Source organism: Nitrospira sp., assembly GCA_016788885.1.
Classification (GTDB): domain Bacteria; phylum Nitrospirota; class Nitrospiria; order Nitrospirales; family Nitrospiraceae; genus Nitrospira_A.
In genome coordinates, this window is record JAEURX010000036.1 from 23,501 (window position 1) to 36,388 (window position 12,888).

9 protein-coding genes are annotated in these 12,888 nt (G+C 57.9%); 1 reads left to right on the top strand and 8 read right to left on the bottom strand.

Going from position 1 to position 12,888, the window contains the following annotated elements; all coding sequences use genetic code 11:
- Positions 1 to 67 precede the first annotated feature (67 nt).
- Positions 68 to 493: an NUDIX domain-containing protein gene (locus JNL86_08915; protein MBL8043023.1), complete on the bottom strand. Its 426-nt coding sequence runs from the start codon at positions 491 to 493 to the stop codon at positions 68 to 70.
- A 34-nt stretch (positions 494 to 527) separates the two neighbouring features.
- Positions 528 to 1,487, bottom strand: coding sequence for an SDR family oxidoreductase (locus JNL86_08920; GenBank protein MBL8043024.1), 960 nt, complete (start codon positions 1,485 to 1,487; stop codon positions 528 to 530).
- A gap of 264 nt (positions 1,488 to 1,751) precedes the next feature.
- On the opposite strand from JNL86_08920, the gene JNL86_08925 reads away from it, so the two are divergent.
- A complete protein-coding gene (locus JNL86_08925) occupies positions 1,752 to 2,375 on the top strand; it encodes a hypothetical protein (protein MBL8043025.1) in 624 nt (207 codons plus the stop codon).
- Positions 2,376 to 2,471: 96 nt separating this feature from the next.
- On the opposite strand, the gene JNL86_08930 is transcribed toward JNL86_08925, so the two are convergent.
- The 6 genes from JNL86_08930 to JNL86_08955 form a co-directional block, all read right to left on the bottom strand.
- Entirely contained in the window at positions 2,472 to 4,940 is a 2,469-nt protein-coding gene (locus tag JNL86_08930; GenBank protein ID MBL8043026.1) for a CHAT domain-containing protein, read from the bottom strand.
- A gap of 24 nt (positions 4,941 to 4,964) precedes the next feature.
- The gene (locus JNL86_08935; protein ID MBL8043027.1) at positions 4,965 to 6,236 is read right to left on the bottom strand and encodes a filamentous hemagglutinin N-terminal domain-containing protein; all 1,272 of its coding nucleotides are present in this window, start codon (positions 6,234 to 6,236) and stop codon (positions 4,965 to 4,967) included.
- Positions 6,237 to 6,371: 135 nt separating this feature from the next.
- Positions 6,372 to 8,126, bottom strand: coding sequence for a ShlB/FhaC/HecB family hemolysin secretion/activation protein (locus JNL86_08940; GenBank protein MBL8043028.1), 1,755 nt, complete (start codon positions 8,124 to 8,126; stop codon positions 6,372 to 6,374).
- Positions 8,127 to 8,495: 369 nt separating this feature from the next.
- Entirely contained in the window at positions 8,496 to 9,920 is a 1,425-nt protein-coding gene (locus JNL86_08945) for a tryptophanase (protein ID MBL8043029.1), read from the bottom strand.
- Entirely contained in the window at positions 9,895 to 10,875 is a 981-nt protein-coding gene (locus tag JNL86_08950) for a helix-turn-helix transcriptional regulator (GenBank protein MBL8043030.1), read from the bottom strand. The genes JNL86_08945 and JNL86_08950 overlap by 26 nt, the downstream gene beginning before the upstream one ends.
- An 87-nt stretch (positions 10,876 to 10,962) precedes the next feature.
- A complete protein-coding gene (locus tag JNL86_08955) occupies positions 10,963 to 12,888 on the bottom strand; it encodes an acyl-CoA dehydrogenase family protein (GenBank protein ID MBL8043031.1) in 1,926 nt (641 codons plus the stop codon).

The window sequence follows — 12,888 nt, forward strand, 5'->3', positions numbered from 1 at the left end:
AGAATCCGGCTCGACACAGGCATCTGAGGCTGATGGTGCCCCCTAGCCAATGCGGCAAGGGACCAGATCACGACCGCGATGACGCCTTCTGCGCGAGGGCCTGCGACAGGAGCTGCACATCGGATGGATACGTCAGTCGCCGCAACGCCTCCTCACGTTCGACCCATTCCACTTCCTCAACTTCCCCGTCAGGCACACCACCGCGCTCCAACGGAACCATCTTGAACCAGACGACCGTCTTACGGAATCGCCGTCCTTCCCGTTGAAACCAATACTCTGTCGTCGAAAGATCTGCTTCGATCCGACAACACCAACCGGTCTCTTCCATAACCTCACGCACTGCCGCTTGTGCGGGAGTTTCTCCGGCATCCAGCCGGCCCTTCGGAAAGGACCAGACAGGCCGACCCTTGATGTCAGACACCCGGATCAAGAGGACCTCCTGTGGTCGCAAGACCACTCCACCAGCCGATCGAATCCACCCTGCTTCGGGCATCTCAGCTCCTTCTCACCCGTGCACTATGATGCACTCATGCGCGGTGCGGAATCCCCATGAACCACGCCAGGAGCCGATCCTGCACGCGATCAGGCAATATGTGTTTCAAGAAGGCTCTGAGCCGCGCGTCCTTGCCGACCAGATATCGTGACCGCGGCCGCGACGCCGTCAACGCACGAGCGACAACCTGCGCCACTGCGTCTGCAGGAATCGCTCGTGCGGCTGCCCCGGCCATCACCTCCTGCATACGACGCAGCGGCTGCGCATAGAGCGCGAGTGACTCCGGCGCAACTCCACCGAGCGTACGCGTGGCCGACATCGTGGCCCGTTGCCAGATTTGCGACTGAATCGCACCGGGTTCGACCAGCGAGACCGCAATACCCCACGGTGCCAACTCCAGCCGCAACGCATCACTCATCGCCTCCAGCGCAAATTTCGATCCGCAATAGGCTCCAAGAAACGGCGTGGCCGCCACGCCTGCAATCGAACTGATGTTCACGATGCGACCCTGCGCCAGTCGCAACGACGGAAGCAACACTTGAGTGACGGCCAGCGCGCCGATGACATTGACCTCGAATTGCGTGCGCACCTCGGCAAGAGGCAACAGTTCCAGCGGCCCAGCGACTGAAATTCCCGCGTTATTCACAAGCCCGGCCAGGCCGGATTCGGATGTGCCTTCGCAAATCGCTCGTCCTGCCTCGGCCACGGACGTCGGATCGGTGACATCCAGCGTCACGACACGAAGCCGCGCAGATGCCGCACGAACCAATCTCTCTCCATCCGCCTTGCTGCGCACACCAGCCCAGACCGTAAATCCCTGTTGATCCAGATACCTCGCGCATGCGGCCCCGATTCCTGATGATGCACCCGTGATCACGACCGCTCCCCGCACTCCCTGCCCCCCCTTCACAAGCCAACGGATGGAATCGATACGACCATCCTGAATACAGGCGTCTCCTGCACAACATCCACGGATAGCGCTCCAGATTATCATGCACGCGAGGCAAGAGGCACCATCCTCTGCGACAGCTCATCCCTTCACGCAATTCAGTAAGGGATTCCCGGAGCAGAAAAAGAATTCAATGTTTCCGGCTGCTTGTCCTGCTCATCACGAGAGACTCTCGCACGCATCAGAACAGATAACACGAGCGCGAGGGAGCTGATTTGACAATCGACTATCCTGATCTAGACTTGACTCATGCCTACATACACCACATCCTCCAGAAGCGGCACATTCACTCACCGATGGACCTTCGCGATGTTCGCGTTGGTCGGATGTCTTGTGTTCTTGCCTTATCAGGCTCTTGCCGGTCGCACGCTCGTCGTTCCCATCTCCGTCGCCACCTACACAGACAATCAGGCGGGCTTCCCGACATTCGTCATGAAATGGGATGAGGGGAACCAGCCGGATCCGCTGGCGTTGAAATGGGGCCGCAGCCAAGTGCCGGTCAGAGGAACCGGGATGAAATCCGTTCAGCACGCATTCCAGTTTGCCGTGGAACGGCTGGGTTCATCACTCCGTCCGACCGGAACCGTGTCCCTCTATGCGACATTTTCAGGGCCACTCAGCGGGGAGGGAACGACAGCAGAAGCTGCACTGGCCATCGGCTTTCTTGCGTTGCTGAAAGGCGACCACCTCAAGCAGGACATTACGATCACGGGAACGCTGGAAGCTGATGGTCGGATCGGACAAGTGAGTCAGGTGGCAGAAAAAACGACAGCGGCGGCGCGAGCGGGATATCACGTCTTGCTGGTCCCACGCGGTCAGTTCTACACGCCCCGCGTCAATAGAGTCAGCCTGGCACTGGAATCAAGCGTGATGGTGCGAGAAGTGGATACGATTGAAGAAGCCTACGAAATCATGACCGGAAGAAAACTCTAGACTCCCCACCCACGGACCCGTCACCCTCGACCTTTTCCCCCTCGTGCCCAACTCTCATGCACTCACACCACTCGACGAGTGAGTGCCTATCAATTGTCACATCCAGTTATTGATCAGCAGGAACGCCGACCAGAAACTCGGATGGCTATGCCCGCGTTGCGCGAGAATCTTCTGTTGGGCACGCTGCAAGGCGACCGCCTTGGACACGGTTGGATCCTGGAGCTGCCGATAGAACTCTTCGACAAGCTCAGTGGTGGTTGTTTCTTCAGTTGCCCAAAGACTCGCGAGAGCCGTTCGTGCACCCGTTTTTACCGCCACGCCCGTCAGCCCCAACGCAGCACGGTCATCCTCTGCAGCGATCTCGCACGAACTGAGCGTCAAGAGATCCAAGGGCTGCTGCCGATAATGCTGCATACCGACGAGTTGCGCCAACCGATCCATTGAAATCTTCCCGTCATGGGCGAGCACGAACGATTCATTCGCCTCCCCGCCGACGATCGTTTGGGATGCGACATGCACAATTCCTAGCCCCTGATCCTTAATTTCTTCCTCGAGTGAAGGGGCTGAGAACTGCTTGTTCATCAGCAGCTTTCCACCGTAGAGTGTTCTGATGGCTTGAACTTCCGCTTCTGCATGCCGGGGAGCCGGAACTCCCTCAACGGATTCGGTTAATCCAACCGACAACAGCTTTCCCTTGCGACGCTGAGACGACATTAAATCCGTCATTTCCAGGCTGGGAGTGACGGCCACCGCCACCGTGTCCACAAGAAATTGGCGACCGTCATGCAACGCTCCCATCGGAATGGTCCGAAGCGCCCCTTCTGCGACCACAACCAACGTAGAGATTCCAGTCGACTGAAAATCCTGCTGCAGGGGTGCCACGAGCCACCCATGCAGCATCTGCGCCGAGGCCATATAATTTTGAGATCGCGAATCCTGAATGAGGCGCCTAAAGGTACGAATCTCTTTGGTCAGCTTTTCCCCGCTCACCGGGACTTGAATTTGCTTCAACCCAGTAGGGGTCTCCACCAGCAATTCGAGCCGATCCGGGAACGAAATGGGATAGACCACCATGGTGCCCGATGGCAACGCGCCGCCCTTGTGTTGCGCCACCACTTTTCCCACACAATCGTCCTGAAAATAGTCCTGCAACTCAGCTGCATGAGACGTTTCGATCGTCTCTTTGACCTGAACGAGCCACCGTTCGCTCTGATCAGGCGTCTTGGCAGTTGCGGCACGCCGTAACAAGACGTCCTCATACTCCACGAACAACGGGGCCACGGAGTCGTAGAAAGAATGATGGCGTCCCTGATATCCCACCGAATATTCAAAGCGAATCGGTTTCACCAGGCCTACCGCCCGCTGATACGCAGCCAACGCCTCATCCTCTTTCCCCTCAGCCCTCAACAACCTCGCGCTTTGCCATTGCCAACGATATAAGGATTCCGGCGCATTGACCTTCTGTGCCGCAAAGGCCGCTTTGCGAGACAACTCTAGTGCCTCTGGGTTGCGATGTGCCTTTTCAAACAAGCCACCGAGATAGCCCCAGGCATACGATTGCCCCCGAGGGTCTCCTGTCCGCCCGGCGGTCTCACCGGCAGCAGTGAACGCGTCAGCGGCCTGACGCAATAACCCAGTGCCAAGGCCACCTGGTTGGGATGCGTCTGTAACCCGTACTTTGCCCCCATCCGCCTTCTTGGCCGAAGCGTGCTTGGCAGTCATCGCAGCATGCAGATCTTGATACCCCAATCCGATATTCAGGAGTCCGGCGGTTTTGGCCCGGCTGTCACCCAAGGCTTGCACATCCGACCACGCCTGATCCAGATGCCGTCGTGCTTCATCCATCTGCTGATTCAAGAGTAAGGCCATCGCACCATTCACCTGAGCCGTCGTCGCGAGAGCAGGCTGCTTCGTCTCTGCGGCAAGGCTTCGACTCTCGGCGTACACATCGATCGCTTCGGCAAACTGGCGACGTGCCGTGAGCACGTTGCCAAGATCGTTCAATACTCCGGCCACCAGCACCGGCTTTTGCTCCTCCCGCGCAATCGTCAGGGCTTTCGTCAAATGTTCTGTCGCCGGCCCCTCTTTTCCTAATGCATGCGATGTCGTACCAAGTTGCGCAAGAATGGTCGCCGTCAGCACACGATCCCCCAGGGACTCCGACAACTTGAGTGCGGCTTGCAGCGTTCCCTGCGCCCGCCGCATTTGTCCCTCTTGTTGCAACGCGTGTGAAAGATTGATCAGAGCCTGGCATTGCTCCTTGGACTGCCCTCGCTCCTCATACACCTGCGCAGCAGCAATCCAGTGCGTCGCTGCTTGGGCATAGCTGCCTTGCTGAAACAGTTCCGCACCTTGCTTCATCTCCTGTGCAGGTGAAATTGCCGATCCGCCTCGCAATAACGGCAGGTCCTCGGCACCCACTAGCGTGACGGAGGCAACCGATGCCATGACCAGCAGGCCACCAGCCGCCAGTCCGAGGCTGGCGTGAGCACTACGGAGGGTTGCCGTCCAAGCAGACATCCGTCGTCGATCCATGCCGCCGCGAATCTTATTCTTGCTCTTCATAGGCATGATAGTCTCCTCCACTGCCTAGCATCCCTGCCACGTTCCGATCGTTTGAGAAATCACACTGTCACGACCCGACGCTGCTTGCACTGGGACAGTCCCCATCTCTGCCTCTGTCCCAACCTCCTGGAGCAAGACCGGAGTCGCCATGGCGACTCCGGGCTGTGTTGGTGTGACATCCCGTGGGGCCTGAACAAAGCTGCTGAACTGGCCATCCTGCCGAGAGGCGCAACGGCTGGTCAGGAGAGGAGCGGGTGATGAGGGTGGTTGCTGCGCAATTTGAACGACTGCACGATTGAGAAATGCCACTGGGTCGATGAAATTAGGAGTTGTGATTGTCTGCGTCACGAACGAGAGCGGTGGTAGGCTACTCCCTGCAGATCCCACAACGGTCAGTTGACTGACCTGATTCGTTGAAGGATTTACAATCCTGTTTACTTGAGCCCCCGCCGGCGTGGTGATTGTGCTAGGGAGAATATCTACGGATGCAGGGACGCCGGCACCACCGGTGGCTAACAAAAAGGTACCCGCGGAAGCCTGTACTTCTCCGTTACCAGAAGCCCCAGAGAACGGGTCCCCAACCGTAGGCTGGACACTAATTTCTCCAGGAGAGGCGGTACTACCGACAATGACCCGCTGCGCAATAATTCTGCTCCCATTAATCTGAATAGTACCGCCCATAAGTCCAATCGCCGTATTACCTTGCAGGGTACTGCCAGAAGAAAGCACGATAGGATTGTAGGGCCCGGGCCCCAGGAAGCCAAATGTTACTGGCGAGCCAACGGAGAGGGTCGAGTCCAAAGCGGGAGTCGTGGCAGAGAAAATGCCGCCCCCTGCAAGACGCACTTGAGCCGCAGTGCTGAAATAAGCAGCTCCCGATACATTTAAATGAGCGGCTGGGCCGAACACGATTCCATTCGGGTTGATGAAAAACAAATTTGCGTTCAACACCTGAATGGTGCCGAAGATATTGGATTGAAAGCCGCCAGCCATTACTCGAGTAATGACATTCGACACTCCGCCAGGGTTTACAAAAGAAGCAACATCTCCCGTGGCCACCGAGAATTGATTAAAGCTATGAAAAAGATTTGGCCCACCACCCGGCCTCGTCCCACCCGTAATACTTGTGGTATTGCCTGAGGTAGCCACTGAAGTGCCAAGACCTCCGAGGCCCGGAGGGGTTGCAACGATGTGAGTGCTCTGTGCAAAAACAAGGGCAACATGGCCCTCCCCAGTAAAGGCTGAGCAGACTACTGCACAGGCCACGATAAACAACCTCGCAATGTGACACCGCATGGCAATTCTCCTCATGAAGATTATGAGAGGACGGAATTGTGTCTTACCTCAATCCGTATACAACTTCAACTGTCGAGGCGTGAAACACATCCACAAGGTTAGCCGTGGGGAAAAATCGGCCCGGGCCATTCATCCCTAGAACGCCTCCACCACTAACTGAAGATGAATGCCATGGTCCTGTAGGTTGTCTCGATCAGTATCATAGCGTTTCAACTGCTTGCCGTAGTAGACCTCAAAATGACTACCCCGCCAAAAATTCCAGATCGCTCCGATGCCGACACTGGCCAGCGTTTTGGGAGGGGTACCAGGCGTCTGAACACTGGTTTGCCAGCCATGGCCGAAATCAAAGAAGGGCGCCAAAAAGACCGAATCGACCCCGGCCTTCGTCGTATAGACCGGCACCCGGGCCTCGATCGATCCCATGGCGGCGTTATCCCGGATCAAGGTGAACTCGCGATACCCACGGACGCTATAACGACCACCAACGGCAATTTGTTCGAGAGGGAACAGATGGTCATTTGAAAGTTGTACAACTCCACGGCTAACCAACTGGGTCCGCCATAGGGGAAGTTGCCGAATCCATTGCGCCTCGCCCAACCACGAAAAGAAGCGAGCATCCGGCAAGTTGGGATCACCATTGGCCGTAGCACCCATCGCACCGACGCCTACGGAAAAGCGGGACAGGACTGACACCACCTGCTCCGTTGAGCGTCGAGAATATTCCTGGCCGAACCGGAATGCCGTGACTCGGAATTTTCCGTTCGGAGATCCGGCGATCAGCTCGAAAGGATCCCCACCCAAAAGACTTTCGTTACGCTCATGCTCGCCCGTGAAAGAAACGGCGAGTTCCTGCTCAGCGGTGCGGTACACAGGATGCCGCACCGAGACGCCCAAGATTTGAGCCTTGTTCTTAATATCCAAGACATCGAACGGCGCTTCCTTCACCGCAAAATCAAAACGCCGGTATTGGAACGACACCGTGGTATCGCGCGGACTGACGGGAATCTCATATTTAAAATTCAGCATGGGATTGACACCCGAGGATCGACCATACTGAAGGCTTAAGGTATCCCCGAATCCGAGCAGATTTCGATGAGCGAGAGTGACAAACCCCTGTTCCCCCCCGACGACCGGAGACTGGTAGTTGTTGAATTCCAACCAGGCCTTTAAGGGATTGGCTTCCTTCACCCGCACGTTGAGCGTGCTTTCACCAATGTTCGTACCGGGCAGGAGCTCGGCATTAATTCGTTCGACTCGAGGGTTGGCTTGCAGCAATTGCAAGCGTTCCTGCAACCGTCCGACATTCAACGGCGGTCCCGCTGCCAAATTGATCCGGTTCTGGAAATAGGACGAACGGAACCACTTGGTGTCGTCGACGTGTATTTCCGTGAGTTTGCCCTCGATGATCTGCATCGTCAGGGTGCCGTCCGCGACGTCCTGCTCCGGAATCACCGCGCCCGACGTGACATATCCGTGATTGATGTAGTGGTGGGTCAATGCGAGCCGAAGCCCTTCGAGATCTTCAGCCGTGAGCTCGCGATTCGTGTACGGTGCGGTGATCTCAGACAACTGCTGAGAGGTGAAGGCGGTATTCCCAACCAACCGAACTTCCTTCACCAGAATCTTCGGCCCGGTGATGGCTTGCTCCATCGTGCCGGGAGGACGTGGCGACGGCACCTCGAGTGCGGGAGGTTGCACCGGAGGCGGCGCCGTCGGAAGTTGCGGCGGCTTCGGCGGTAAGGGAATGAGCTGTGAATGAGCCGGCATGCCCCACCCAAGCAGGAACACACAGGCCACGAGACTCCCACCAAGCCTCCGGGACCACGTTCGTACCAGCTGTTCGCCTCCGCGCTGCACGGGCCTACAGTGAGCGCTCCCGCCCGGATCCATGCGCACGCTGTTGCCTACTGATTCTTTCTGCCTACTCTCCCTGACACGAGCCATCAAGGCCTCCCCTCTTTCTTGATGACAGGGCGGTCACCGGTCACCCCCGTGTCCGCAACGCTGTTGTTTTGCGATGTGACGATACACTCGATAGCCTGTGCCCCAGGCCAACCAGCAGCCATGAAGTCGATCGAGGCTCCGCCCACTAAGATCCTACGCTGCTCGTACGTATCTCTTCTGATAATCAGTGTAATTGTGATGGTGCTTATAACATGTCTCGAATCAAAATACTCCTACAGCCCGGAAGTTTTTTCATCCGACGGGAAATCTGACTCAGGTTGGCACAGCAGGAACGGTGGGATATCCGCATGTCCACTAATGGGGCAACGCCGCAAGACCAGCACCCGGGACGAGACGCCTTGTGGATGATTCCTCTTCAAAACGCGCCGTGAAATGGCGCAGGTGAGACGCTTCATAGGTCATGACCAGCCCTCCGAGGGCGTCTCGATGCAGCAAGAGATCAACAACCGATTCCGCCACATAGCTCAAATGCGAATTCGTGTAGACGCGGCGCGGGATGGCCAGCCGGACCAGTTCCAGCTCAGGATAGGTCGCCTGCCCCGTCACCGGATCGCCCTTCCCGAACATCACCGATCCAATCTCAATGCCGCGAATGCCATACTCGCGATAGAGGGCGACGGCCAAAGCCTGCGCCGGGAACTGGTGTCGGCCGAGATGGGGCAGGAACTCCCTGGCGTTCAGATACACGGCATGCCCCCCGACTGGCTTGAGGATCGGCACGCCGCCGCATTCCAGTAACTCCGCCAGATATCGCACCTGACCGACCCGAAAGCGCAGATAGTCTTCCTCGAGCACTTCCTCAAGTCCTCTCGCCATGGCTTCCAGGTCACGTCCCGCCAATCCACCATAGGTAGGAAAGCCCTCGACCAGTATCAGGAGATCGGTGATCGCCCTGGCCCAGTGTTCATCGTTCAAACTGACGAATCCGCCGATGTTAACCAGGCCATCTTTTTTCGCCGACATGAGGCATCCGTCGCCCAGGCTGAACAAGGATCGCGCAATCCCCCGCACCGGCACATCGGCATAGCCGGGCTCGCGCTCTTTGATGAAGAAACAATTTTCCGCAAACCGGCAGGCATCGAAAAACAGCGGAATGCCGTAGCGGTTGAGCAACTGCCGGGTCGCACGAATATTGGCCATCGAGACAGGCTGCCCGCCGCCGCTGTTATTGGTGACCGTGAGCAGCACGAACGGCACCCGATCACGCCCGACGCGTTCGATGGTGGATTCCAGCCGGTCTAGATCCATGTTGCCCTTGAACGGGAGGTCGCAATGGGGATCGTAGGCCTCCTTGATCACCAGATCGAGCGCCTCGGCATTTCGATGTTCGATGTTCGCCCTCGTGGTGTCGAAGTGCATGTTGTTGGGGACACACATGCCGGGCTTGACGACGGCCGCAAAGAGCACATGCTCCGCTGCCCGCCCCTGATGCGTGGGGATCACATGGCGATAGCCGCAGAGGGACCGCACAACCGACTCGAAGTGATAAAAGCTCTTGCTGCCCGCGTAGGATTCGTCGCCGAGCATGAGACCGGCCCACTGGGCATCGCTCATTGCGGAGGTGCCGCTGTCGGTCAACAGATCGATCGCCACGCTGTCGGCGGGAAGGTGGAAGAGATTGTACCCGGTCTCGTGGAGCAACCGACACCGCTCTTCGCGAGTGGTGGGGGTGATCGGCTCGACGACCTTGATCTTATACGGCTCGAATGGGCAGTTCACGAATCGACCTCCTGAAGTAGGTCAACTGCTCGTGAAACGGACCAGGGCCCTGGTAGTCGAAGACGAACCGGGTCATGTCGAATAACGGGGCGGGATCGAGCTCCCTGATCATCTCCGGCTTCCAGGAAATCTGCAGGCGATTGATCATCGTAATCGGCGTCGGCGTGCCGACCATGCCTAACGGGACGGTGCCGTAGGTCTGAGAAAAGATCAACACTTCGCGATCGAACATCGCGCTGTTCATATCCTCCGCCGCGCCATACTTCCTGAAGTCTTCCTCCAGCCGTTGGAATGTCGGAGAATGGACCAACGCCTCGCGAAACGCGTAGAAAATCTTGATGCCCGCACGCCGCTGATCGTCCATCACGTGGATGGCATCGGCGACCGTCGCCTCATCTTCCATCTGGGCCTGCGTCAGGATGAGCAGGCGTCGAATACGGACATGCCGTCTCGCCGCGGCTTGGTTCGCCAGCAGGTAGTTGGGATACAGAGCTTCGCCCTTTTTCCAGATATTCCATCGCTCCATCATCGCATCGACTGAGCGTTCCGCCGTCTCCATCAACCGTACCGCCTCGGCATTCGCCGCCGCGCCTTCGTACGTGAGGGTTTGTGCCTCCAGTTGTTTTAATTCCCGCCCTATCGCTTCGACTTTTTTAGGCAGGTACCGCGGATGTTTCGGCACGTGCAGCATCACGTCGACAGCGGTCAACGCGAGGGTCCAGTATTCCTTCGCCTGCTTCGGCGCCTTGTCCTTTTGCGCGATCAGCAACAACTCCACAGGATTTTTGTCCAGCAGCTTGGCCATCTTGATACACAGTTCCGGCTTGGGAATTTTCAGACCTCGCCGCATCAGATTGGCTTCGGGTTGCGCAATGCCTAGTTTTTTTGCGAGAGCGTAGTCGCTACTCAGGCCATAGCGTTCCTTGACCGCATCGAAATACCGGGCAATCTCCATCAGCTCCCTCGCAACACCATTGTGATCAGCCTCCGGCAGCGTCGAGTTGCTCCCACTGTGATCACTCGTCGGCCTGGATTCCCCCGTTCACGCTGAGACGGAGACCCCGACCAACCGGTCCGTCTCAGCCGCCAGACGGGTCTCGATCGAACCATAACGAATGATGCCCTCCTCCAGCCAGCCGACCTGGCCGGACAGAATGGCTTTGGCCACCGGATACAGCGTCGTATCGTCGTCCCACCCCGACGTCCGAAGCGAAAGCAAGCGCGAGGGGTTGAATTCCGCCTTCGTTCTTGCGCAGAAGTACGTCGCCAAGCTCTCGATATGGGCCTTACCCCGAAGCGATTCCCGCGACTTGTACCACAGCAACGATTCGACGGCAAAGAGATGCATGGCGGCTTTCACCAGACGCGTCATCAGCAGCTGCTTCCGAGCCAAGCCCTGGCGATCCCGTATGGCAACCCACAAGGTCGTGTGCGCCAGTTCCCGACTTTTTTTCTCCACAAAGCCTTCCCACACCCGATCGAACGTGCCGACGGCGCCCCCTTTCTTCTCATAGGCAGACACAGCATGGACCGATCTGGCTGCAGTCGTAAGAAAGAACGGCGCGGCTCGCAGCATGTCGGCAACCTGATTGGAAAGGAACGCCTGCCCGTGCGTAAAATATTTGGCCAACCCTTCCCGGCCGATCCAGAGAGTCAGGATGCCGTTGCTGCCTTCCCAGATCACATTGATCAGCGCATCGCGGATCATCCGTTCGACCGGCACCGGCACGTCCCCGTGGAGACGGAGCGAATCCGGTGTCTCAAATGCGCGCCCGCCATAGATCCGGAACAGGTCCAGCAAAGATTCCAGCAGCCATTCTGTGGAGAGAATCTTGGCGGCTGCGGACTCCAGCCGCACATCGTGTTTCGTATCGGCCCAGATCCCCGTGATGTTCACGATGGCCTCCAGGGCCAAGACCCGTGAGGCCATCAGGACAATCTTGGCTCCAATGTCCGTGTGTTCGCCGATCGGACGGTCATACTGCACACGTTGTTGTGCCCGCGCACGGGCCAACCACAAACATTGTTTGAGATTGCCCAAACAGGCGGCAGGAAGCGTAAGCCGCCCTACAGTCAAACTCTCAAGGGCACGTCGTAGACCGTCGCCCTCGGCGCCCAACCGATCGGCCACCGGCACGAACACCTCGCGCAGATGCACCTGCCCGTTATAGATACCGCGCACGCCCAAAAAACTGAGCCGCGTACAACGGCATCCCCTCGAGTGTGTATCGACGACGAACGCCCCGAACTTCCGCTCTTCCTTGGGACGATGCACCTGGTCGGGCGCCTCCACGATTTGTGCAATGACCACCAGCAGGGACGCGAGGAAGGTCTCATGTCCGCGGGGCGCATTCGTCGTATAGAGCTTGTCACCTGTCAGCCGATACCCGACCACCACCCCCGCTTCACGAATGGGAATCGCATAGGTGTGCAGATCCCAGATGTCGCATCCGGCGTCCTTCTCCGTCAGCGCAAACCCCGAAATCTCCCCGCTCGCCAGACGCGGCAATAGTCGCGCCTGTTGTTCAGGATTTCCGACTAACTTCACAGGTTCTGCCGCCCCGATCGAATTGTGAGCCGACAGAAGGACGGTGGTCGCCGCATCGTGACTGCCCAAAAGCGTCGCCACCCTGTGGTATTCCGACTGAGAGAGGCCAAGCCCGCCATAGCGAGAAGGGATCTTCATGCCGAACGCCCCGATCTGTTTCAGCGCAACAAACACGTCTTCGCCGATGGCGCCCGCTTTGTCGATGGCTTCCGGATCCACCCGATCGAGCAGCAGGTGCCTGAGGCTGTCCAGAAACGCACAGGCAGGAGGGCTGCCTGCCTGAATCACCGCCTCAGCAAACAGCTGTCGGCGAACCTTTCCCTCGAACAGGCCTGCGATGAATCCTGAATAGGCTCGCGTATCGCGAGCGGCCTCGGCAGCCGCGAGGGATCCTTTGAAGAGAGGCCCCCTTGTCGCCAT